This is a genomic window from Vibrio sp. B183 (assembly GCF_000740665.1).
In the GTDB taxonomy this organism is placed as follows: Bacteria; Pseudomonadota; Gammaproteobacteria; order Enterobacterales; family Vibrionaceae; genus Vibrio; species Vibrio coralliilyticus.
On record NZ_JPQB01000014.1, the window covers coordinates 87,903 to 111,590 of the forward strand.

General features: G+C 44.2%; 19 protein-coding genes. 7 read left to right on the plus strand and 12 right to left on the minus strand.

What is annotated here, in order from left to right:
- Nucleotides 1–13: 13 nt before the first annotated feature.
- The 3 genes from IX95_RS15120 to nrdD form a co-directional block, all read right to left on the minus strand.
- Complete coding sequence (locus tag IX95_RS15120; protein WP_038161450.1) at nucleotides 14–1,195, minus strand: amino acid aminotransferase; 1,182 nt, start codon at nucleotides 1,193–1,195, stop codon at nucleotides 14–16.
- A 170-nt stretch (nucleotides 1,196–1,365) separates the two neighbouring features.
- On the minus strand, nucleotides 1,366–1,833 hold the full coding sequence (gene nrdG, locus IX95_RS15125; RefSeq protein ID WP_038161453.1) for an anaerobic ribonucleoside-triphosphate reductase-activating protein: 468 nt from the start codon (nucleotides 1,831–1,833) through the stop codon (nucleotides 1,366–1,368).
- Nucleotides 1,834–1,939: 106 nt separating this feature from the next.
- Nucleotides 1,940–4,060, minus strand: coding sequence for an anaerobic ribonucleoside-triphosphate reductase (nrdD, locus tag IX95_RS15130; protein ID WP_038161457.1), 2,121 nt, complete (start codon nucleotides 4,058–4,060; stop codon nucleotides 1,940–1,942).
- A gap of 294 nt (nucleotides 4,061–4,354) precedes the next feature.
- Here nrdD and IX95_RS15135 point away from each other — a divergent pair, with 294 nt between their 5' ends.
- Nucleotides 4,355–5,260 carry an endonuclease/exonuclease/phosphatase family protein gene (locus tag IX95_RS15135; RefSeq protein ID WP_038161461.1) on the plus strand — a complete coding sequence of 302 codons (906 nt, stop codon included), beginning with the start codon at nucleotides 4,355–4,357 and terminating at the stop codon, nucleotides 5,258–5,260.
- A gap of 11 nt (nucleotides 5,261–5,271) precedes the next feature.
- Here the strand turns inward: IX95_RS15135 and IX95_RS15140 are convergent, their stop codons facing one another.
- Genes IX95_RS15140 through IX95_RS15150 form a run of 3 tightly spaced genes read right to left on the minus strand, consistent with a single transcriptional unit; the run spans nucleotide 5,272 to nucleotide 6,456 of the window.
- Nucleotides 5,272–5,721, minus strand: a complete 450-nt coding sequence (locus tag IX95_RS15140; protein WP_038161464.1) for a YeeE/YedE family protein — start codon at nucleotides 5,719–5,721, stop codon at nucleotides 5,272–5,274.
- A gap of 10 nt (nucleotides 5,722–5,731) precedes the next feature.
- Nucleotides 5,732–6,142, minus strand: a complete 411-nt coding sequence (locus IX95_RS15145; RefSeq protein ID WP_038161467.1) for a YeeE/YedE family protein — start codon at nucleotides 6,140–6,142, stop codon at nucleotides 5,732–5,734.
- Between the two features lie 2 nt (nucleotides 6,143–6,144).
- Nucleotides 6,145–6,456, minus strand: a complete 312-nt coding sequence (locus tag IX95_RS15150) for an ArsR/SmtB family transcription factor (RefSeq protein ID WP_038161470.1) — start codon at nucleotides 6,454–6,456, stop codon at nucleotides 6,145–6,147.
- Between the two features lie 154 nt (nucleotides 6,457–6,610).
- Here IX95_RS15150 and IX95_RS15155 point away from each other — a divergent pair, with 154 nt between their 5' ends.
- The 6 genes from IX95_RS15155 (at nucleotide 6,611) to IX95_RS15180 (ending at nucleotide 17,364) form a co-directional block, all read left to right on the plus strand.
- Nucleotides 6,611–8,314 carry an FAD-dependent oxidoreductase gene (locus tag IX95_RS15155; protein ID WP_038161473.1) on the plus strand — a complete coding sequence of 568 codons (1,704 nt, stop codon included), beginning with the start codon at nucleotides 6,611–6,613 and terminating at the stop codon, nucleotides 8,312–8,314.
- Nucleotides 8,315–8,459: 145 nt separating this feature from the next.
- Entirely contained in the window at nucleotides 8,460–10,229 is a 1,770-nt protein-coding gene (locus tag IX95_RS15160; protein WP_038161476.1) for a choice-of-anchor I family protein, read from the plus strand.
- A 399-nt stretch (nucleotides 10,230–10,628) separates the two neighbouring features.
- Nucleotides 10,629–12,185: an AbgT family transporter gene (locus IX95_RS15165; protein ID WP_038161479.1), complete on the plus strand. Its 1,557-nt coding sequence runs from the start codon at nucleotides 10,629–10,631 to the stop codon at nucleotides 12,183–12,185.
- Nucleotides 12,186–12,503: 318 nt separating this feature from the next.
- Nucleotides 12,504–12,770, plus strand: a complete 267-nt coding sequence (locus IX95_RS15170; RefSeq protein WP_038161482.1) for a hypothetical protein — start codon at nucleotides 12,504–12,506, stop codon at nucleotides 12,768–12,770.
- 113 nt (nucleotides 12,771–12,883) lie between these two features.
- Nucleotides 12,884–15,640: an immune inhibitor A domain-containing protein gene (locus IX95_RS15175; RefSeq protein WP_021457594.1), complete on the plus strand. Its 2,757-nt coding sequence runs from the start codon at nucleotides 12,884–12,886 to the stop codon at nucleotides 15,638–15,640.
- 482 nt (nucleotides 15,641–16,122) lie between these two features.
- Nucleotides 16,123–17,364 carry an SGNH/GDSL hydrolase family protein gene (locus tag IX95_RS15180; protein ID WP_006961107.1) on the plus strand — a complete coding sequence of 414 codons (1,242 nt, stop codon included), beginning with the start codon at nucleotides 16,123–16,125 and terminating at the stop codon, nucleotides 17,362–17,364.
- A 63-nt stretch (nucleotides 17,365–17,427) separates the two neighbouring features.
- Here the strand turns inward: IX95_RS15180 and IX95_RS15185 are convergent, their stop codons facing one another.
- The 6 genes from IX95_RS15185 to IX95_RS15210 all read right to left on the minus strand — a co-directional run bounded on the left by IX95_RS15185 (nucleotide 17,428) and on the right by IX95_RS15210 (nucleotide 23,668).
- The gene (locus tag IX95_RS15185; protein ID WP_031343086.1) at nucleotides 17,428–18,597 is read right to left on the minus strand and encodes an MFS transporter; all 1,170 of its coding nucleotides are present in this window, start codon (nucleotides 18,595–18,597) and stop codon (nucleotides 17,428–17,430) included.
- Nucleotides 18,594–19,286: an aspartate/glutamate racemase family protein gene (locus IX95_RS15190; protein ID WP_038161485.1), complete on the minus strand. Its 693-nt coding sequence runs from the start codon at nucleotides 19,284–19,286 to the stop codon at nucleotides 18,594–18,596. The genes IX95_RS15185 and IX95_RS15190 overlap by 4 nt, the downstream gene beginning before the upstream one ends.
- Nucleotides 19,287–19,457: 171 nt before the next feature.
- Nucleotides 19,458–21,242, minus strand: coding sequence for a class I poly(R)-hydroxyalkanoic acid synthase (phaC, locus tag IX95_RS15195; protein WP_038161488.1), 1,785 nt, complete (start codon nucleotides 21,240–21,242; stop codon nucleotides 19,458–19,460).
- 58 nt (nucleotides 21,243–21,300) lie between these two features.
- A complete protein-coding gene (locus tag IX95_RS15200; RefSeq protein WP_006961111.1) occupies nucleotides 21,301–21,648 on the minus strand; it encodes a phasin family protein in 348 nt (115 codons plus the stop codon).
- Nucleotides 21,649–21,707: 59 nt separating this feature from the next.
- Nucleotides 21,708–22,916, minus strand: a complete 1,209-nt coding sequence (locus IX95_RS15205) for an acetyl-CoA C-acetyltransferase (protein WP_038161493.1) — start codon at nucleotides 22,914–22,916, stop codon at nucleotides 21,708–21,710.
- An 11-nt stretch (nucleotides 22,917–22,927) separates the two neighbouring features.
- Nucleotides 22,928–23,668, minus strand: coding sequence for an SDR family oxidoreductase (locus IX95_RS15210; protein WP_038161496.1), 741 nt, complete (start codon nucleotides 23,666–23,668; stop codon nucleotides 22,928–22,930).
- Between the last annotated feature and the right edge of the window lie 20 nt (nucleotides 23,669–23,688).

The window sequence follows — 23,688 nt, forward strand, 5'->3', positions numbered from 1 at the left end:
CTTAAAGCGAAACTTAAGACACTTTAACTATCGCATCGGCTACGTAAGGAATATCTTTTTCAGTCAGACCTGCGATGTTAATTCGACCATCCCCAACACCATAAATACCATATTCTTCACGGAGTTGCGTCATTTGGTCTTGAGTAAAGCCTAGCACAGTAAACATGCCTTTGTGGCTTTCAATGAAATCGAAATGTGAAGTATTATGGGTATTTCTCAATTCATTACACAAAGTTTGACGAAGATTGAGCAAGCGCTGCTGCATTTCGCTCAGTTCCTGCTTCCAGACGCCTGTCAGCTCTTCGCTTTGCAGGATGGTTTTGACTAATGCCGCACCGTGATCTGGCGGCATTGTGTAAGTAGCACGTGCGAGCGTTAACAGCTTACCTTTTGCATTGCCAACATCCTGTAATGATTTGCCAACCACTATAGCAGCACCCGTACGCTCACGGTAAAGACCAAAGTTCTTTGAACAAGACGTGGTAATCAACATCTCTTCAACGTTATCAGCCATAAAACGTAAGCCTTTGGCATCTTCTTCCAGTCCGTCGCCAAAACCTTGGTATGCAATATCGACAAATGGAGTAAACCCGTTTTTCTGCGATAACTCCGTCACCGCCTGCCAAGCAGAAAAGTCGATGTCAGCCCCAGTTGGGTTGTGACAACACCCGTGCAGAAGGACCACATCTTTTGGTCCCGCTTGAGACAATTCTTCTAACATTCGCGCTGTATCAACCTGTTTGGTTTCAGGGCTAAAGTAGCTGTACAACTTCACTTTAAGACCCGCAGCTTCCATAACAGGACGATGGTTAACGTAGCTAGGGTTTGAGATCCAAACCGTCGTTTCAGGCTGAGCGACTTTCATCAGGTCGCCTAGCATACGCAGTGCACCACTGGCACCCGGCGTTTGGATGGCTGCAACGCGTTCCATGGCTGAAGTACCTGACAGAAGCAAATCAACCATACTTTGGTTGAACTCTTCACAGCCAGCCAAGCCAACGTAAGATTTCGTTTTTTGCGTTTCAACCACAATATCCTGTGCTTGAGATATTGCTTTCATGACTGGTGTTTCACCAGTACTGTTTTTGTAGACGCCGATACCTAAATCCACTTTGTCAGGACGAGGATCATTACGGTAAGCGACTGATAAAGAAAGGATAGGATCCAGTGTAGGTGTTGGTAAATGAGAGAACATGAAAGTCATAACCCTTTGAAATTCAAGTAACGGTGTTCAACTTATCACTTAATCCCCTAATTCAGAAATAAAATTTTAGTGCCTAAGAGCAAAACAGGATAAAAACCTTTTATTGTTAACATATTTGCAACATCAAGAGACCAGCCAGAATATAACACTAAGAGTTACAGCTAAATCTTGAATCGGTGAATAATCTGATTGGAGCTACCACGCCACTCTAGGTTGAGATCCTTTTTCTCTTGCTCAAACTTGCCGTCAATTAAAACATCAATTAGTGCGACCACTTCTTGTTGCTCTACCGTCAATTCGGCTAGCGTATAACCTGTCCACATCCAGATATCTTTGTCTGGGCACTCTTGGCGTACACGTTTTACCAACCGAAGAACATCAGTAACATTGGCTGGATGGAGTGGATCGCCACCGGATAGCGAGAGCCCACGTCTCTTAATACGGGTATCTTTTAAGTCCTGCAGAATCTGGTCTTCCGCTTGTTGAGTAAACAATACCCCTGAGTCGAGTCGCTGTGTCGATTGGTTATAACACCCACGGCACTGATGTATGCAGCCAGAGACAAACAGAGTACAACGCGTACCCGGCCCGTTAACCACATCCACAGGATAGTACTGGTGGTAGTTCATGACGTTTTCCGATGTTGGATATTTGAGAAAATGCTTTCGTGTTGATGATAAAGGGCAAGTGACTTCCCGCCCCATATTCATCACCGAATGAATTCACACATTGGCTTTATAGATGCTTAACTCGGCGCTTTACTTCTTCTTGCTTACCAAAGTTGAACGGCCTCGCATCAGGACTGCCCAGATAACCACACACTCTGCGGGTTACAGAGACTTTGGTAGAGTCGTGATTACCACAGCTAGGACACGTAAACCCTTTGCTCGTACAGTCAAATTCGCCGCTGTAACCACACTCATAACACTCATCGATTGGTGTATTGGTACCGTAGTAAGGAACTCGGCTGTAGCTATAGTCCCAAACGTTTTCCAACGCTTCCACATTGCGCTGCATGTTAGGAAATTCGCCGTAACAAATAAAACCACCACTCGAGATCTGCGGGTAAGGCATTTCAAAGTCGATTTTGTCGTATGGGTTGACCTTTTTCTCTACATCGAGATGGAAACTGTTCGTGTAGTAACCTTTCTCTGTAACACCTTCCAATACACCAAACTCTTTCGTATCAATGCGGCAGAATCGGCTACATAAGTTTTCACTAGGTGTGCCATACAAACTGTAACCATAACCCGACTCTTCGGCCCATTGGTTTACCTTATCTTTAAGGTGCTTGATGATATCGAGCGCTTTCTGACGAAGCTCTGAGTTGTCATAAACATGTGTCTGATTGCCATACAAAGCATTAATGGTTTCATGAACACCTATGTAACCCAAAGAAATAGACGCGCGGCCGTGTTTAAAAATGTTAGCAATAGGCTCATCAGCCTTTAGGCGAACGCCACAAGCGCCTTCCATATAGAGAATGGGTGCAACACGGGCTTTCACATTCTCTAACCTAGCAATGCGTGTCTCTAAAGCGCGGCGTGCGAGTTCTAACTTCGTATTCAAAATCTCATAAAACTTGCCCTCGTCACCTTTTGCTTCAATCGCAATTCGAGGAAGATTGAGACTAACAACGCCTAAATTATTGCGCCCTTCATGGATCAACTCACCATTCTCCTCGTAGGTTCCTAGGAAACTACGACATCCCATTGGCGTTTTGAATGAACCCGTTACCTCAACCACTTTTTCGTAGTTAAGGATATCTGGGTACATACGTTTTGATGCACACTCAAGTGCCAGCTTCTTGATGTCATAGTTAGGGTCGTCGGCTTTATGATTCAAACCATCTTTGATCCCGAAAACAAGCTTAGGGAATACGGCCGTTTTACGGTTTTTGCCTAATCCAGCGATGCGATTTTTAAGAATCGACTGTTGGATCAGTCGAGAAGCCCAACTGGTACCAAGGCCAAATCCGAAGGTGACAAAAGGTGTCTGACCATTGGCGGTATGCAGCGTATTCACTTCGTATTCCAGAGACTGAAAAGCGTCATAACACTCTTTTTCAGTGCGAGCGCGTGCAAACGCTTCAGGTTCATGAATGTCCCATTCCTGAGCAATGTTAAGGTGCTTTTCGTAGCTGGCCATAACATAAGGTTCAAGCACTTCGTCAATACGGTTGATCGTCGTGCCGCCGTATATATGGCTGGCAACTTGAGCGATGATTTGTGCGGTAACTGCAGTTGCTGTAGAAATCGATTTTGGCGTATCTATCTCCGCATTCCCCATTTTGAAACCATGGGTCAACATGCCTTTTAAATCGATTAACATGCAGTTAAACATCGGAAAGAACGGAGCGTAGTCCAAATCGTGATAGTGAATATCGCCTTGCTCATGTGCCTGAACAATATCGCGTGGCAGTATGTGCGTTTTAGCGTAATGCTTAGCAACAATCCCCGCCAATAAATCACGCTGAGTCGGGATAACCTTGCCATCTTTATTCGCGTTTTCGTTAATCAGATCGACATTGCTTTCTTCAATTAACCCTTCGATCTCGCGAGTCAAAGCGCTTTGCTTCTCTCGTGCAATATCGCGATCATGGCGGTACTCGATGTACGAGCGTGCGAGTGACTTATAAGGCCCTTGTATTAACTCATTTTCCACCAACGTCTGAACTTCCGTTATATGAACTTCATCGTGATCTTTAAGCTGCAGCTCCACCGCTAGTGCGACATTCAGCGCGTATATAGCGATTTCTTTATCTACATGCTCTGCCGCTGCTTCAACAGCAGCCTGAATGCGATCCCTGCTAAACGGAGCTCTAGAGCCGTCACGCTTGATTACGATTGGTTTCACCTTCTCTCCTTACCCTTTACATACTCACAGACTTATCCACAAATACACTATATAGGGTTATTTTTTATTCTATCGACACAATATGTTGTGGCGTATTTAACGAGATGAACCAAGCTCGTGTATTGATTTCGATCAATAAAATTAGGCCCTAGATTAAGATCAAATCGATCTTAGTGGCAGTGATCTCAGCTTGAAAGAAATGTATGAAAAAAGTGATTTTTATTGGATTTTAACTTGCTTTTTGTTGAGGACTTATAGAATAAAGGCTGTACCTGAGAACAGAGTTTATAGAGTATGACTAACACTAAATTCAAAGCGATTTTGGCTATCCTGTTGATAACGACCTCAACCGCTTCTTTTGCCTCCTCCTCCCTTACAGTCACAGCATGGAATTTGGAGTGGCTGACATCTCACCCTTCAGACAAATTTTCAGAATCCCAGCGAAGCAAACAAGATTTTCAGGCACTCGCTGGGCACTTTTCGACAATCGATAGTGATGTACTTGCTTTCCAAGAAGTGAACGACCAACAGGCTTTGCGTAAAGTGGTTGGAGATGGTTATCGCGTATATTTCTCAGACCGTGCATCAGACGCCTATATGGAGCAACAGTTTGACGAGATCAACCAATTTACGGGATTTGCAGTCAAAGAAGATATTGAGGTGGCGGATAAGCCAGACATTCAACTCGATCAAAGAAAGAACAGTAAACTCCGATTTGGCACTTACATTGTACTCAACCCAAATGGCTCACAACCCATACATGCCCTGTCTGTCCATCTAAAAGCTCGCTGTAGCGGAGCCTATAAAAACAACCGGGACTGCAAAATACTCAAATCGCAGGGCAAAGCGTTAAACCAGTGGATCAGTGAACGAGAGCGACATGGAGAGAACTACGCCATACTGGGCGACTTCAACCACAACCTCAGTTACAACGGAGATTGGTTATGGGAAGTAATTTCTCACTCTTCACAAGCCGTACTGGCGACAAAAGGCACGTCGGCAACATGTAAGGTGCGTTCACGCAAGAACCCGAATAAGACGCACCAGTTTCGCTCCCTTATCGATCATATTGTTGTGAGTCCCGGGTTGACCACCGCTCAAACCAATCAAGATGTTTTTCCCACTTCATTGGTTCTCCAACAACATTTAAGTGACCACTGCCCTATCAGCACCCAACTAACTAACAAGGCGCTCTTATGAGCGCCCTATTATCAGTGTTGCGAGATCATTTGGGTGCTCGGTGCAGTCACATACTTAGCCAGTAAGGACCCCGACACCATAGATGCTATGAAGATAACGATATCAAGATTACCAAACGCTAAACTCGTAATGGCAGGGCCTGGGCATATACCTGCGAGTCCCCAGCCAACTCCAAACAATGCTGCGCCGCAGATGAGCTTACTGTCCAGCTGCACTTTCGTAGGCAGAGACAACACATCGCCGGACAGTGCTTTGGCTTGAGGTTTTATCAAAAAGTGATAGGCCGGAACAAATACGAGTAACGCGCCCCCCATTACAAATACTAAGCTTGGATTCCATGCTCCAGTAACATCTAAAAAACCAATCACATTCTCTGGATTTGTCATACCTGACAGCGCCATACCAATACCAAAAAGCAGACCACTTACTAATGCAGAGATTCGAAGAGTAGCGTTACCCATAGCGATTACCTTAGCGAATATAGACAGTCAGAGCCGCGACTACCATAAAAATGGCTGTGGCGACGATTGAACGAAAGGAGAATCGACCAACACCACATATGCCGTGCCCGCTGGTGCAACCGTTGCTTAGTCGAGTCCCAAACCCAACCAGCAAACCTGCTATTACCAGAACAAAAGTGGAAATAGATTCGGTGCTTGGTATTTCGATACCAATCACCATTACACTTAGAGCCCCACCCGAAACCATGCCGATAAGAAACAACAGACGCCAGAAAAGATCATTACGTTTTGGTGAGAACACACCGTTGACGATGCCACTGATTCCCGCCACTTTACCATTAATCATCAACAGCATAGTTGCTGACAGCCCCAGCAACACGCCCCCGATCAATGATAGCCAAGGAAAAGACTCAAATGCCATGATTACCTCCGACAAAAGACCGAGTGGAAACACTGAATTAAAGCTTCGATGCGCGAGTCAGCCAGTGAGTAAAACACTTGTTGAGACACCTTACGGCCCTTAATCAAATTGCTTTTACGTAATACCGTCAGATGCTGAGAAAATGCAGACTGACTGAGGAGAGAATTGCTTTGCAGCTCCCCAACGCCAATTTCACCTTGAGTGAGTTGGCAAAGGATCATTAGTCGAACCGGATGAGCCATGATCTTAAGAATATCCGATGCTTCCTCTGCACTTTCCCTCATCTCCATGATATCAATTGTGTTTGGATTCATATCGCCTTTACATTAGGTGTTACTAAATTACCTCAAATTGTACGTAACTCATTACATTAGTCAACCCTAAATTAGATGGTTCACATTTAGACTATTTTAGTTTAGCATTAGCTAATATTTACTACATCAAGACCCATTCTTATAGGTATTCACTATGACTAAGATTGTTATCGTAGGTGGCGTTGCCGGAGGAGCTTCAGCGGCCGCTAGGGTGCGCCGCTTAAGTGAAAGCGCAGAAATCATTATGTTTGAACGCGGCGAGTTTGTTTCATTTGCCAATTGCGGTTTGCCTTACCACATCGGTGGCGAGATACAGGATCGTAGCAAGCTTTTACTTCAGACACCCGAGAGCTTCCTTGCTCGTTTTAATGTTGATGTACGTGTCATGAGCGAAGTTATTTCTATCAATCGACAAACTAAAACCGTTAGCGTCAAGAACCTCATTGATAACAAGGATTACAACGAAAGTTATGATTTCTTGCTATTGAGTCCAGGAGCTGCGCCTATCGTCCCTCCAATTCCCGGTATTGAAAATCCACTCACCCACTCTCTTCGAAATATCCCCGACATGGACCGTATTATTCGAACTATCGAGATGAACAAACCTGAGCACGCAACAGTTGTAGGTGGTGGCTTTATCGGATTAGAAATGATGGAAGCCTTTCATCAGCGTGGAATTAAAACAACGCTCATCGAGCAAGCAAATCAAGTCATGACGACGGTGGACAAAGAAATGGCGGGTTTTATTCACGAAGAGATTCGAAACCAAGGTATAGATCTGCGCTTAGGCGTTGCTTTGGAATCTGTTCAGCACATTCCAAATGATCACATTTCTACTCTCGAATCTGGAGAAGATGAAGCACACCAGCACTTAAGCGGTGAGCTAGACTTGACGCTCAACAATGGCGACACAATCAGAACTGACATTTTAGTCATGGCCATTGGCGTGAGGCCAGAGATCAAGCTCGCTCAGCAAGCAGGGCTTCAAATTGGTCAACTCGGCGGTATCTACACCAATGAGATGATGCAGACGAGCGATCCTTCTATATATGCCGTTGGTGACGCAATCGAAGAGAATGACTTTGTCACGGGCACACAAACCTTAGTTCCTTTAGCCGGTCCAGCTAACCGCCAAGGTCGAATGGCGGCTGACAACATGCTAGGACGCAATGAAACTTACCAAGGAACACAGGGGACTGCTATTTGTAAGGTTTTTGACCTGGCCGTAGCGTCTACTGGTCAAAACGAGAAACAACTTCAGCGTGATGGTATCGACTATGAAAAAGTCTATGTACACACCGCAAGCCACGCAAGCTACTACCCTGGAGCCGAAACAGTATCGTTTAAAATGCTGTTTGACCCTAAATCTGGCAAAATTTTCGGCGCACAAGCCGTGGGTAAAGATGGTATCGATAAGCGTATTGACATAATGGCAGTAGCACAGCGTGCTGGGATGACGGTAGAGCAGCTTCAGCATCTCGAACTGACTTATGCACCGCCTTTTGGCTCGGCAAAAGATGTCATCAACCAAGCTGCATTTGTAGCAAACAACATCATTAAAGGTGACGCAACAGCGATACATTTCGATGAAATTGACAGCCTATCCGAAGACCAAATACTGCTTGACGTACGCAACCCTGCAGAACTTGAGAACAATGGTTTTATCGAGGGAGCGCTCAATATTCCTGTCGACCAACTACGACCACGCATGAGTGAATTACCGAAAGACAAAGAGATCGTTATTTACTGTCAGGTAGGTCTACGTGGCAACGTAGCTTATCGTCAGTTAGTGAATAATGGTTACAGAGCAAAAAACTTAATTGGTGGGTATCGAACTTACCTGTACTCGAAAAGGTAATTGAACCTACCAACAGCAGGGAGCATTTCGCTCCCTGCATAGTATTCTCATCATTATCGACAATTCACTCAACCGTTATACAACTTAAATATTTCTTTCACATTTTTTCCGTAGTATCAGCGCGTTATTTCACGGAGGAACAATTTTGTTTACTGCTCATAAATTGGCTACTTTGGCCGCTTGCACTGCTATCGCTCTATCGGGCTGCACTTCTCAGCAAAACACTCAACTAGCTCCGGAATGTAACATCTCCGAAAAGCCCGAAATATCTGAATCTTCCATCACTGGGTTAACACTCTTAGGTACTTACGTTGCTGACAGCCAGTTTGATACTTCAGCAGCTGAAATCGTTGCTTATGATGAATGCAGCGATCAATTGTTTGTGGTTAATGCTCAAGCAAAACGTGTCGACGTGATGGCTTTAGATACACAAAATCGTCCCACTAAAACCGCGCACATTGATTTATCCACTGCTGGTAAAATGGCTGGCATTGAGATTGGTGCGGCAAACAGTGTCTCCGTTCACAATGGCTTAGTTGCTGTCGCGATTGAAAATCAAGTGAAACAGAAAAATGGCCTAATTGCTTTGTATAAAGCAGAAACACTTGAGCTTGTTAAGACTTACCCTACAGGCGCACTGCCGGATATGGTGTCTTTCTCTAAAGATGGTCGATACATTGCAACTGCGAATGAAGGTGAGCCTAATGCCGATTACACCGTTGATCCAGAAGGCAGTATTACTTTAGTTGATCTTGCTTCGGGTATTGAACAAGCGAAAGTTAGCCAAATCTCCTTCAAAGCCTTCAATCAGGGAGAGTCTCGACACCATGAGCTCACTGATTCGGTCAGAATATCCGCGCCTGGCGCAACCGTCGCACAAGATTTGGAGCCGGAGTATCTCACTTTTTCTGATGACGGCTATTTGTACGTCGCTCTGCAAGAAAACAACGCCCTCGCTAAAGTGGATATCGAATCGGCTTCAATCGCATCTATCTATGGTTTGGGTGGAAAGAGCTGGGAAACTAACACTCTAGACGCCTCGAACAAAGATAAAAAACTCGGTCACTTCCATTCCTACCCTCAGCTAGAAGGGTTGTACATGCCAGATTCTATCGCCAGTTTCCAAGTCGATAGTCATACGTACATCGCAACGGCCAACGAGGGCGATGGCCGCGAGTATGGGTTCAAAACAACACAAAATGTCTGCGATGAGCGTGGTTTCGAGTGGGATGAAAATGATTTCTCAGGCACAGAGAAATACTCCAGCGAACAAGGTTTCTGTATCGCCTACAGCGATGAACTGCGTGGTAAAGACCTCGAAGTTGCTGCCTCCCACCCACTTAAACAATCACTCAGTGATAAAAAACAACTGGGTCGCCTAAAAGTGGTCAAGCCAACAAGAGCAATAGAGCAAGAAGATACAGTGTATAGCTTCGGCAGCCGCTCTTTTTCACTATGGAATGAAAACGGTGAGCTGGTGTTTGATAGCGGAGATGAGTTTGCAGACATAGTACACACGTTAGACTCAGAACACCTAAATAGCAGCAATGACAGTAACAATACGGCTGATGATCGCAGCGATGATAAAGGTGTAGAACCGGAAGCGATAGAAGTCGCCTCCATCAATGGTCGCCAGTACGCATTTATCGGATTGGAACGACAAGGAGGGATTATGATTTACGACGTCAGCACTCCCACGGCTCCTATGTTCATTAACTACGTTAATAATCGTGACTTCTCAAAGCCGGTTTGTACTCAAGTGTCTGAAGGTGAATGCGCTAACGGTACCTACAATTCTGAAGCTGGAGATTTAGGCCCAGAATCAATTCGCTATTTCACCCGCAGCGGCCAGCACCTACTCGCGGTGGGTAACGAGGTAAGCGGTACAACATCTATTTATCGCATTGAGCTTTAAAACTGAAAAGGCCACATCAAGTGGCCTTTCTCTTTCATGTTCATCTCGGCTTCATATCAGATACCTTCAACACAACCTGCGGCTGAACACCCTCAAGCTCCTGCAGGCAAATACCAATTTAAATTGGTTATAGTTCCACCACCACTTACCCACTTCGTTCAATATTTACAGCAATTTATAATGATTTAAGATTTTTCATAAACTACAAACACATCAATAAGCAGTGGTAACAACCTAAATTTAAACAACATCCAGCATAAACATCTACCCACAATTAATCACACCAACCATCCTGTAAGTTGTATGTTTTTTCACACATTTTGTGACATTCCTCTTTTTAACAAGGGATGATAGCGTTCACTTCCTATTTATAAATGTAACAACACATAGGAAGTATCAATGGCAGAACAAACCTTGCAAAGTAAGAAGCCGAACGGCTTTGCAAGCGCAATAGAAAAAGCCGGAAAGAAGATCCCTGACCCTATCATCATTTTTATGTTTCTGTTTGGGTTCAGTCTGGTCGTCACTTGGATTCTGGATGGCACCACTTTTCAAGCCGCAGGAAAAGCCGGGGGCTCAGTAGAATTCGCTATCAAAAACATGATGTCTGCGGAAAACTTCCGTTGGATGTTTGAAAACGCTCTACTTCAAAACTGGCTCGCATTTGGTCATGGTGTACTAGGCATTATTTTGATTGTCATGCTGGGTGTCGGTATCGCAGAAAATTCTGGGCTCCTCACCGCTGTCATCAAAAAAGTTGGCTTAAAAATCAGTGATCGCCTGCTTCCGTTATTAATTGTCTTCCTAGGCATTATGAGCTCGTTAGCCGCCGATGCGGGTTACTTAGTTTTGGTGCCGCTGGCTGGCCTGCTTTATGCCGGTTTAGGCAAAAACCCATTAATTGGTATGGCAGCTGCGTTTGCTGGCGTGTCTGCGGGCTTTAGCGCAAACTTGCTACCTGCGACACCCGTTGACGTCGTCGTTGGTGTTAACGCGAAGATCTTTGCAGAATCGCAAAACATTCCTTTCATAGGTATGACGGGAGAAATGCTCAACCCTGCGACCATGCACTACTTCTTCGTTTTGGTCTCGACATTTGTATTGGCTGCTGTTGGTGCAGTTATTACACAAAAAGTTGTTACGCCTCGACTAGAGAAAATGTCTTACCAGCTTCCTGAAGAGATCAACTTTGACGAGTTCGAAGTGACTAAGGAAGAACAGAAAGGTCTTCGTAGTGCGGGAATTGGCCTGATTGTTTCACTGCTTGCTATCTACGGCTTAGCGACTGGTCCTCTAGCGACGTACACAAACGAAGCAGGCAAAGAAGTTACGCCTTACCTAGATAACATCATTCTGCTTATCTCTATGGTATTTGCGGTAACCGGTTTATGTTTTGGCTATGCCACGGGCAAATTCACCAAGCTACAAGACGTAGTAACAGCCATGGTGAAACAGATGAACACCATGGGCTATGTTCTGGTTCTCACGTTTTTCTGTTACAACTTCCTTGCCCTGCTGAGCTATTCAGGCCTAGGTACTTATGTAACTTACCTTGGCGCTTCTACTCTGCAATCTATGGGCCTGCAAGAGTACCCTGCTCTTATGTTGATTGGTTTCATCATTACCACAGCGCTTATCAACTTGTTCGTTGGTGGCTTGACGTCAAAATGGATGCTATTAGGTCCAATTTTTGTTCCTATGCTGTATCAGGTAAACCCAAATATGACACCAGACTTAGTCTCTGCCGCGTACCGTATTGCTGACTCTTCTACTAACATCATCACTCCGATGATGAGCTATGCAGGCATCGTACTTGCCTTCATGCGCAAGTACAAACCAGAGCTAAGCTTTGGCGATGTGATTGGAATGATGGTGCCTTATTCAGTGGCTTTCCTGACCATATGGACTGGTGTACTGCTCATTTTCTTTGGTTTTAGCTTACCTCTTGGTTTCTAATCTCTACGTTGAGCAGTAAAAAAGCGCCTTATGGCGCTTTTTTTGTATTGAAGCCATACGATAAAATAAATATTTATCCGCCTTTCGTGAATTTTTCATTTATCAACGCCTTCAGCCTCGTTAGTGACAATTTAATAAAATTAATTATTCACCAAAGATAACTATATAAATAACAGTACAGTCAACAACAAGAGGTGACCTTGTTTACATATTGTGTTGATACATGAATCCAGATCTTGCCGATCAAAAAATAGCCATTGCATTTAATAACACTTAGTTATATTTTGTTTCGAAACATTAATATTTTATAAAAATAAAATGAAACTTGTCAGTTGTCTGTTAACACTTCTTTCTTCTGCTGTTATTGCAAATCCACTTCCTAACGATGAGAAGCTTCTTGATTCTTTAATCGAACGAGGTGTTATTTGTGGTAATCAAACCTTTGAAGAAAAACAGGAATCTTTACAGATTTATCTCGCTAACAGATTCGACAAAAATAAACCTAATAATAAAAACAATAATAATACAAATACTCAAAGTAACCCGACTGAAACAAAATGCATCTCAGCAAATAAAAATAAATAAGCTGTAAATTCATTTATCAATCTTCCCTTTGATTAGGGATTTTGTTGTTCACGCAACGTTATACCCACTTTATTAAGTGGGATTTGGCAATCAGAATATAATAAGGAAATAATATGAGTCCTATGAGGAAAACACTGCTGGCGACAGCGGTGATGACCCTTTTTAGTGTCAGTGGTCACGCCAAAACACCTATAGATTTAGGTGTCATGAACGAAGAGAAAATAATCGAGATGCTGGTCCGAAAGGGTCTTCTTGATGAAAACTCTTCCGTTGACGATCAAAAAACGGCACTTAACAAATACCTCAACGCGAAACTCAACAATGGCTTTAAAGGTGACGCGCAATTCGGTAAGAAAGCACTCGAACAACGCGCTAAGATCCTAAAATCAATAGAAGCAAAGAAAGGTCAACATAGAGCACACATGTTCGCTTTTGATTTATCTCAGAAGCGTACAGACAAGGTGTTAGCTGTATTGGTTGATTTCCCAGACTTACCATGGAATGACAACCGATTAACGTCTGACCATACCGAAATGCTCTACGATAGCTACAAACCTGAACACTATCAGAATCTGCTTTTCTCTGGCGCTGGTTACCTTGGGCCGAATGGCGAAAACCTCATCTCGATGCGTCAGTACTATGAGAGTGAATCTGGGGAAAGTTATAGCGTTGCTGGTCAAGCTGCAGGCTGGTACCGAGCTTCAAAAGATGCTTCATTCTATGGTGGTAACTCACCAACAACAGACAACGATCTTAATGCTCAGGAACTAGTTCGTGAAGCGCTGAACCAGTTAGCACAAGATCCAAGTATTAACCTCGCCGACTACGACATCGAAGACCGTTATGACTATGACGGCGATGGCAACTTCCGTGAACCGGATGGCGTTATTGACCACTTAATGGTGTTCCATTCTTCCGTTGGTGAAGAAGCCGGCGGCGGTGTATTGGGCGACGATGCTATTTGGTCACACCGTTACAACCTTGGCAAGTACCATGTGCTTGAAGGCACCTCGAGTACTCTACCTGGTCGCTTTGACGGAAAGTACGCTGCATTTGATTACACTATTCAGCCTATTGATGCCGCAGCAGGTGTTTGTGCACACGAATACGGCCACGATTTAGGCTTGCCAGATGAATACGACACTCAGTACACGGGCAAAGGCGAACCTGTTTCTTACTGGTCAATCATGTCTTCAGGTAGCTGGGCTGGCAAGATTGGCGGCACACAGCCAACTGCATTCAGTTCATGGGCAAAACAGTTCCTTCAAGAATCGATTGGTGGTAAATGGATTGCGAACCAAACCATTTCGGTAGACGACCTGACTCCAAAAGGCGAAGAAATCACTCTTCACCAGACTATCGATAACGATAAGCAGAATATGGTCCGTATTGACCTGCCTGTAAAACGTACCGAAGGTCATAAGCCTTTCTCAGGTAACTACAGCTTCCATTCAGGTAAAGGCGACGATCTTAAGAACAAGATGTCTCGTCAGCTGACTCTGCCTGAAGGTACTAGTGTCAAACTAGCGTTTAAAGCTTGGTATCAGATTGAAAAAGACTACGATTACGCTCGCGTGCTAATCAATGGCCAACAGATCGCTGGTAACATCACAACGATGGATGATCCATACAATACGGGGCTTGTACCTGCTATTGCAGGTGAATCTGACGGTTGGGTTGATGCAGAGTTTGACCTATCACAATGGGCAGGCCAAACCGTCGAATTGAGCTTCGATTACGTGACGGATGGCGGACTAGCGATGGAAGGTCTGCACATCGATAACATTTCGATTGAAGCTGACGGCAGTACGACCTTGATCGACGATGCCGAAGGAAAATCTAGCTTTGCGTTCAATGGATACCGTCTAAACGATGGCTTCAACGAAGCGGCACATTACTACCTACTTCAATGGCGTAGCCATAACGATGTGGACGAAGGTCTGAACAACATTAAACGCTTCGGCAAATTAATGTCATTCGAGCCGGGTCTGATTGTTTGGTATGTCGATGAGTCAATGACCGATAACTGGGTTGGCAAACACCCTGGTGAAGGTTGGCTTGGTGTTGTCGATGCGGACCAAAATGCAATGATTTGGGCTAATTCTGGCACTGCAGCACAAACTCGTTACCAAGTACGTGATGCGGCATTCTCAATGAATGACCAAAAGCCAATGCGTCTTGAGAACAGCGACGGTGATGTGCTGGAAGATGTCAGCTTGATTGGTAACGCTTACTTCGCGGACAATCAAGATTACTCAAATCCACAATCACCTGATGCTGGCCGCCTTCTGGCTGAACACGGTGTTCAAATTGAAGTGATCGAGCAAGCTGCCGACAATACCTATGGCGTAATTAAAGTATCGAAAGCGGAAGAACCTAACCAACTTCCAGTCGCAGCATTCACATTGTCATTGGATGGCCTAAATGTCACTGCAAGTAACTCTAGTTCCGATAGTGACGGTTCAATCGTTGCGTACAACTGGGACTTTGGTAACGGTGAGTCAAGCTCAGAGCAGTCACCTTCTTGGACTTACTTGAATGACGGCAGCTACACTGTCTCTCTAACTGTGACAGATGATCGTGGTGATCAGCATACTGCGACAGAAACCATCACAGTTGAAGCGAACAATGTACTTCCTACAGCAAGTGCACGTTACATTCATCTAGGTCGTTGGGTCACCATGTGGTCTACCAGCTCGGATCCTGACGGTCGCATCGTTGATACAGAATGGGTTCTACCAAACGGAAAAGTAAAACGTGGACGCGTATTTACCTCTATCTTCCCAAGCTACGGCAAACAGGAAGTTCGTTTAACCGTTATGGATAACAACGGCGATAAAGTATCTAAAATCATTACTGTCGATTTATAAGGATTTCTCCGTTCCTTAACTTCCCTACTCCTCTTATTTGAGTGAGATTTGAGCGCAACTCTAGTTGCGCTCTTTTTTTGCTTAAAACTCAGCTACTAATTACTTCTAATACTTCAACACTCAGTCAATATATTAATTCGCTTCATATTAATATTTTCCCCTCAATCTAAATTACATACTCTTAAAAATATTCTACCGTCTATAAATACATATATTATTAAAATAATTAAATTTCGTGATTCAAAGTCTTTACTAAAAGACATATTAATAATCCGTTCAATTCAACAAAATGCATAATAAGTTCAAAATTTGCACACATCGCTTATTTATTGAACCTAATTATTAACTACTCATTTCTGTATAAAGTTTGATCTTCATTCAATCCCAACTCATTTATCCAATGAATACTTTGACTACATCGTGGTAGGTATGCGATCAAAGATGAGTAAATACTCTACAATCAAAACAATAAGTGAATAATTATGAAAAAGACGTTAATTTTGGCTGGTTCCTTGTTGGCAGCACCAGCTTTTGCAGATGACCTACCCATGGCTCCTGAAGCAGTAAGCGCTAGTTACGCTGCTGAAGTACAAGCAAATCAAACATACACCTACGTTCGTTGCTGGTACCGTCCAGCCCAAAATCACGATGACCCTTCTACAGATTGGGAATGGGCGCGTGATGACAATGGTGATTACTACACAATTGACGGCTATTGGTGGTCATCCGTTTCATTCAAAAACATGTTCTACACCAACGCCACTCAAACTGACATAGAAAACCGCTGCAAAGAAACGTTAGGGGTTAACCATAACACTGCCGATCTTCTTTACTATGCATCTGACAACCGTTTTTCATACAACCACAGCATCTGGACAAACGACAATGCTGTAAACAATAAAATCAATCGCATTGTTGCCTTTGGTGATAGCCTGTCAGACACAGGGAATCTCTACAACGGCTCTCAATGGGTATTCCCCAACCGAAACTCGTGGTTCTTAGGCCACTTTTCTAATGGGCTTGTATGGACAGAATACTTAGCCCAAGCCAAAGGTGTGCCCCTATATAACTGGGCGGTTGGCGGTGCGGCTGGAACCAATCAATACGTTGCTTTGACGGGGATTTATGACCAAGTCACGTCATACCTGACTTACATGAAAATGGCTAAGAACTATAACCCTCAGAATAGCTTAATTACGCTTGAGTTCGGCCTCAATGATTTCATGAACTATGACCGTGAAGTCGCAGATGTTAAAGCGGACTTAAGTAGTGCAATGATCCGATTAACAGAATCTGGCGCAAACAACATCCTATTGTTTACCCTACCTGATGCCACTAAAGCGCCGCAGTTTAAGTATTCAACACAAGACGAGATTGATACGGTAAGAGCCAAGATCGTTGAGTTCAATGAGTTCATCAAAGAACAGGCAACACTCTACCAAACGAAAGGGCTTAACGTCGTACTTTATGATGCACATGATATATTCGACCAAATCACATCAAATCCTAAACAACATGGTTTTGAAAACTCAACCGATGCATGTTTAAACATCAATCGTAGCTCGTCAGTCGACTACCTCTACAGCCATGAGCTTACCAATGACTGTGCTTACCACAGTTCGGACAAGTATGTTTTCTGGGGGGTTACCCACCCTACAACTGCAACTCATAAGTACATTGCAGACGAAATCATTCAGACAAAGCTAAACCAGTTCAACTTCTAGCTAGGTCGGAAATCAAAAAAGGAGGCAGTTTACTTGCCTCCTTTTTCTAATTTTCATGCTTGGCTAAGCAGTCACACTTTTAGCCCTGAATACGTTAATGCCAAATAACGCGATAACAGCAAGCACAAACGGTAGCACGTAAATATTTAAATTCTCCCACCCTACCGTTGCTTCAAGCCAACCCGATAACAAAGCTGTAATTGTCACGCAGCTAAAGACAAAAAATTCGTTAAAGGCTTGGGCTTTAGATTTGTTGTGCGCGGCATACGATTGACTGAATAGCCCCGTTGCGGCGATAAACATAAAGTTCCAACCAACACCGAGTAAAACCAGAGCGAGCGAAAAATGCCAAATCGACTGACCATGGATATTAATCGCCACGCAAAGCACGAATAAAATACCTCCCGTCAGGATCATTTGTCTCGCGCCAAACTTTTCAATCAATTTACCGGTAAAAAATGCCGGTACGAACATCCCAAGCACGTGCCATTCGATAACACCTGCCGCCTTCTCGAAGTCGAAGCCACAACCTATCATCGCAAGTGGCGTGGCTGTCATGAGAATGTTCATCACGGCATACGCCACCATGGCAGCAAACACCGCCAACATAAAATTAGGCGCTTTGATGATTTGAAGCAGTGGCTCAGGGTTATCCTTAGCCGTTCCCGTATGATGCGCTGGGAACTGAATGGTCTGTAGTAAACACAATGCAATAATATTCAGCACGATCAATGACATGAAAGCACCCACATAAAGTGAATCACCTGTCATTTGTTGCGAGTACACAGCGAGGTTAGGCCCAAGGACGGCAGCCAACACACCACCAGCCATAGAGATGGATATAGCACGATGTCGTGCGCTTTCTTCACACACTTCAATTGCCGCAAAACGATACAAGGTACCAAACCCGATACCAATACCCAGCAAGAAGGTCCCGACACAGAACAGATAAAATTGTTCATTGGACAAAGCATAGGTCGCCACTGACGCACCGGTAATACCGACCAAATTACCTAAGCTAAACCCTTTTCGTCGACCAAATTTACCCATGATCAGAGAAGCTGGAATCGTTGCGCTCATCAGCCCAAGGAATTGCAATGCGACGGGCAAGGTGATCATACTTTCACTTGGCGCAATTTCCTTACCCACTAACCCAATCACAGATATGAGCAGGATATTGCCCGTCATCAGTAATGCCTGACAGAGTGACAGAATCCAAACATTCCTATTCACTTTAACGCCTCGCTAACCGCAGAGTTGGCGTGTATTTCAGTGGTATCGAACAATGGAATATCCGTATCTTGCTCTGAAATCAACAAGCCTATTTCGGTACAACCTAGAATCACGCCTTGTGCGCCGTCCGCAGAAAGATCCTCAATAATGGTTTTAAAATCTTGTTTCGATCTGGCGTTTATCTCACCAAGACAAAGCTCATTGTAAATGACATCATGAACAAGCCTTCGCTGAACACCATTTGGCACAATCACTTCTATTCCAAACTTATCTGTTAAGCGTTGCTTGTAGAATGACTGCTCCATTGTAAAGGCCGTGCCAAGCAAGCCAACTTTACTGATTCCTTGCTCTACCAGTTGCTGACCTGTCGCATCGGCAATGTGGAGTAACGGTATTGAGACAGCTTCTTCGACCTGACTCGCCACTTTGTGCATCGTATTGGTCGCAATTAGAAGAAAGTCAGCACCGGCCTTTTCAAGTGATTGAGCAGCTTCACTAAGAATAATTGCGGTTTTATCCCATTCACCTTTGTGTTGCAGAGCCTCTATCTCAGCAAAGTCGACGCTGTTCAGGATGAGTTTAGCTGAGTGCAAACCGCCTTTTTCGGCCTTAACTCTCTGATTTATTTGCTTGTAGTAACTTGCTGTTGATTCCCAGCTCATTCCACCAATAATACCGATTGTTTTCATCACGACTCCCTTCACGTAGATATTCCACTAATTAATCAAATGCATAACAAAATTACAAACAAAATAAAATGAGTCAGGATTATTACTCTCCTCCCTCACCCTAAAATTCTCACCCCATAAAAAAACCCTGAGCTGTTCACTCAGGGTTTTTGTCTTTTTAGTAACATCAGGCTAGCTAGTCACTTCTTCTTTTACGGGAAGTACTTGCTTCACATAGTCTCCCGGTGCAGGCCCTAGTACAGGGAACTGTTCGTTACCTGTACTGAACGGCTCAACTTGCTCTTCAGGGCTAAAGCCCAACAACCATTGATGCCAATGTGTCCACCAAGAGCCTTCAGTATGAGTGGCATTACTTAGCCATTCATCAGCACTCTCGTCCAAGCTATCGTTGGTCCAAAAACCGTACTTGTTCTTCGATGGGTGGTTAACGATACCAGCAATGTGGCCAGACTCACCCAAAACAAACGTTTTGTTGCCACCGACGTTGAGAGCACCGCGGTAAGTACCTTGCCACAAGGCAATATGGTCTTCTTTGGTCGACACAAAGTAGCTCGGGATCTTTATCTTGTTCAGATCGATCCATACACCACCCACTTTCACGCCTTTGTCTTGTACCAGTTTGTTATTCAGATACAGCTCACGAAGCATAAAGTTGTGACAAGTCGAGCCGACATTGGTGCTGTCGCTGTTCCAGTAAAGCAAATCAAAATCTACTGGGCTTTGGCCTTTTAGGTAATTATCTACATAGTAGTTCCAGTAAAGGCTATTCTCACGCAGTAGGCTGAATGTCACGCTTAATGAACGGCCATCCATGTATCCTTTGGCATTGTTTTGCGCTTCAATTGCGCTAACAATGGTGTCATTAATATAGGCACCAACTTCACCTGGTTGCGAGAAGTCTAACAAGGTCGTGAAGAACGTCGCACTCTTAATACGCTTCTTCATTCGCTTAGCAGCATAGTAAGCAATGGTGCTAGCCAGAACCGTACCACCAATACAGTAACCCGCTGCATTGATTTGCTCCTGACCAGTGATATCTTCTATTGCCGATACCGCTTTCGCTACACCTTCAGTAACATAGTCACCAAACTCTACCTGACTTTGCTCTTTGCCTGGGTTGCGCCAAGACATCATAAATACCGAGTGTCCCTGTTCAAGCAGCCAGCGAACCATTGAGTTCTTCTGACGCAAATCCAGAATGTAGTATTTGTTGATGAATGGAGGCACGATCAACAACGGCGTCGCATGAACTTTTTCCGTCATTGGACGGTACTGAATCAGCTCAAACAGTTCATTGCGGTACACCACTTCACCCGCCGTGTTCGCAACATCGTCGCCTAAGCGAAAAGCATTGTTGTTTGTCATGCGGATCTTTAGGATATCTGCACTCGATTCAACATCTTCTTTCAACTGCTCCAAACCTGCCAACAGGTTTTCGCCATTTTGCTCTAGAGTCAGCTTCAATAACTCAGGGTTAGTCGCGATGAAGTTGCTTGGAGACATAGCGTTAATTGCCTGACGGGAGAAGAAGCTGATACGCTCTTTCGCTTTTTCGTCAAGGCCTTCAATGCTATCGATTGTCTGTAGGTAAGTTTTGCTGAAGAGTAAGTATGACTGTTTGATGAAGTTGTAAAACACATCACTTTGCCATTCTTCGTTGGAGAATCGCTTATCGCCCTTTTCCGCTTCAACAATGGATTCACTGTTTTGAGCGAGCGCGACGTTTTGCCAAATTTGCAGTTGCTGTTGCCACCATTCAGCTTGGATTTGCAACATTGCAGCTGGTTGGTTTGCAGCACTTTCGAAGAGCTTAGTGGTATCTTCGAAATTCACTTCTTGCATTGCTTTGTTCAGAGGGGAGTTAACGGCTGCCCTGCTTAGTTCTAGATCTTCCCACCACTTTTGATTGGTTTCCTGGAGCTTCACAAGGTAGTCCGAAAAGAAGTGTTGATACATATTGCTACTCCTATGATCGGAAAAAATGCCGCCTTTCGGCGGCACAAACAAGTCAGTGTTATGCGGGAGTCACTGTCTTAAGGTTTTCCGTTGTTAGCTGATCAACGTCATCTTTGAACTCTTTAGCAATAGACTGAAGCTTGTTGCTGTCGTCCATCATTTGCTGAGAAAGCTTAGTTAGAACTGAAAGCTGCTGGCTGTTGAATGCAGTTAGAGAAGTCACGTCTTTGATTTCACTTGCCGCTTTCATTTGAGTCAGACCCATTTCGCTGTATGTGCGAATTGCATTCAGTTGAAGTTCAGTCATGACTTCAACATTCTTAGTCACAAGTTTGTTGAACTTCACATATGGTTCTAGGCTCTTTTCAGTTTGGTCTGTGAAAGATTTGAAAAAATCAGTGTACATAGTCTTACTCCTGGGTTAATTCCATTTTAATTTAGCGAAAATTCAGGCTCGAATTGAATTTAAGCGATTGATTTAATAACTACTGCAGTGCCCATACCGCCACCAACACATAGTGAAGCGACACCATAAGTACCGTTACTTCTGTTAAGTTCGTGAACAAGGGAAACCAAAATACGGTTACCTGATGCACCTAGAGGGTGACCAAGAGCAATCGCACCGCCATTTACATTGGCTTTATCTAAAATCGAAGAAACGGATACATCGTGTTCTTGCGCTAGCTTATGGATGACGCCGAGTGCTTGAGCAGCAAACGCTTCATTCAATTCATAAACATTGACATCATCTATTGTGATTTCTGCTTTGCTCAGTGCTTGAGTCACAGCTTCTACCGGACCCAATCCCATGATTTCAGGGTTTAGGCCAGACTGCGCGTAACTTGCAATCTCAGCAATAGGTTGCAAACCATGCTTCTGAACCGCACTTTCACTCGCAACAATAATCGCGCTCGCACCGTCGTTAATACCAGACGCATTACCAGCAGTAACAGTGCCTTCTTTTTCGAAAGCAGGACGTAGCTTCTCTAAACCGCTCAACGTTGCATTCGCTTTCGGATATTCATCCGTGTCAAAAACAATCGTTTCTTTGCGTTTTTTCACGTCAACAGCAACGATTTCATCCACAAATTTACCTGCCTCAATTGCCGCGACGGCTTTCATTTGGCTTGCAAGTGCATATTCATCTTGCTGCTCACGGTTGATTCCTACTTCACGAGCAACGTTCTCTGCTGTTTTCCCCATATGGTATTGATTAAAAACATCAGTCAATCCATCGTTGATGAGCAGATCCGTTAGATTCATGTTGCCCATCTTGTGGCCGTCGCGAATGTTGCTAGGCACAATGAAAGGAATCTGGGACATCACTTCAACACCTGCCGCAACCACGACAGAAGCATCACCAGATCGAATGTGACTAACCGCATCCATAACCGTTTTCATGCCGCTGCCACACACCATATTGAGTGTGTAAGCAGGTACTGATTCTGGAATACCAGCATAGAGAGCAGCCTGGCGGCCAATACCCATACCTTGTCCGGCACCTACGACGTTACCAACGATAACCTCGTCCACTAGCTCAGGGGCAACTTTACCTTGCTCCAAAGCGGCTTTAATCGCAATTGAGCCTAGATTTCCTGCTGAAATGTCTTTTAATGTTCCGCCAAATGAACCAATTGGCGTGCGCTTAGCTGCAACAATATAAACTTTTTCCATCTCACTCACCCTTAATGCATGTATAAGCCGCCATTTACAGACAGTGTCTCGCCTGTAATGTATGCACCCGCATCGCTCACTAAGAAGGAAACTGACTTAGCAATTTCTTCCGGTGTTGCGAGGCGTTTCATTGGGATTTGAGCTTTGATTGATTCAAGTACTTCTGGCTTCATTTGCTCAACCATAGGAGTACCTGTATATCCAGGAGCAACAACATTGACCGTCACACCGCTTCTCGCACCTTCTGCGGCAAGCGCTTTGGAGAACCCGATCATGCCTGCTTTTGCAGCCGAGTAGTTTGTTTGACCAAACTGACCTTTTAGGCCATTCACTGAAGAGATATTGATAACACGCCCGTTGCCTTTTTCACACATAGCAGCAAACAGTGGCTGCGTGACGTTGAACAAGCTGTTTAGGTTTGTTTCAATGACTTCTTTCCAAGCCGATGCTGTCATCTTTTTAAACACGCCATCACGAGTGATACCTGCGTTATTTACAACGACATCGATAGTCCCTTCCTCTTCTAACAAAAGAGCTAAGCGTTCAGCACACTGCTCAGTATCGGTAACATCCAATTCGAACAAGCGAACTTGATCTTCATTGAATTCTTTATCGTTAAACCAATCTAAAGCACACTGATAGTTACCAGTAAAATAGGTAGCAATTACACGATAACCATCGTTAACTAGTTGAGAAGAAATTGCAGAACCAATTCCGCCTTTTGATCCCGTGATCAAAGCGACTTTTTTCATTAAGAGACTCCATTCTTAAC

Coding starts and splice junctions, on each gene's coding strand:
- IX95_RS15120 (WP_038161450.1), bottom strand. CDS start 1,195: ATGTTCTCTCATTTACCAACACCTACACTGGATCCTATCCTTTCTTTA.
- nrdG (WP_038161453.1), bottom strand. CDS start 1,833: ATGAACTACCACCAGTACTATCCTGTGGATGTGGTTAACGGGCCGGGT.
- IX95_RS15135 (WP_038161461.1), top strand. CDS start 4,355: ATGACTAACACTAAATTCAAAGCGATTTTGGCTATCCTGTTGATAACG.
- IX95_RS15140 (WP_038161464.1), bottom strand. CDS start 5,721: ATGGGTAACGCTACTCTTCGAATCTCTGCATTAGTAAGTGGTCTGCTT.
- IX95_RS15145 (WP_038161467.1), bottom strand. CDS start 6,142: ATGGCATTTGAGTCTTTTCCTTGGCTATCATTGATCGGGGGCGTGTTG.
- IX95_RS15150 (WP_038161470.1), bottom strand. CDS start 6,456: ATGAATCCAAACACAATTGATATCATGGAGATGAGGGAAAGTGCAGAG.
- IX95_RS15155 (WP_038161473.1), top strand. CDS start 6,611: ATGACTAAGATTGTTATCGTAGGTGGCGTTGCCGGAGGAGCTTCAGCG.
- IX95_RS15165 (WP_038161479.1), top strand. CDS start 10,629: ATGGCAGAACAAACCTTGCAAAGTAAGAAGCCGAACGGCTTTGCAAGC.
- IX95_RS15170 (WP_038161482.1), top strand. CDS start 12,504: ATGAAACTTGTCAGTTGTCTGTTAACACTTCTTTCTTCTGCTGTTATT.
- IX95_RS15175 (WP_021457594.1), top strand. CDS start 12,884: ATGAGTCCTATGAGGAAAACACTGCTGGCGACAGCGGTGATGACCCTT.
- IX95_RS15180 (WP_006961107.1), top strand. CDS start 16,123: ATGAAAAAGACGTTAATTTTGGCTGGTTCCTTGTTGGCAGCACCAGCT.
- IX95_RS15190 (WP_038161485.1), bottom strand. CDS start 19,286: ATGAAAACAATCGGTATTATTGGTGGAATGAGCTGGGAATCAACAGCA.
- phaC (WP_038161488.1), bottom strand. CDS start 21,242: ATGTATCAACACTTCTTTTCGGACTACCTTGTGAAGCTCCAGGAAACC.
- IX95_RS15200 (WP_006961111.1), bottom strand. CDS start 21,648: ATGTACACTGATTTTTTCAAATCTTTCACAGACCAAACTGAAAAGAGC.
- IX95_RS15205 (WP_038161493.1), bottom strand. CDS start 22,916: ATGGAAAAAGTTTATATTGTTGCAGCTAAGCGCACGCCAATTGGTTCA.
- IX95_RS15210 (WP_038161496.1), bottom strand. CDS start 23,668: ATGAAAAAAGTCGCTTTGATCACGGGATCAAAAGGCGGAATTGGTTCT.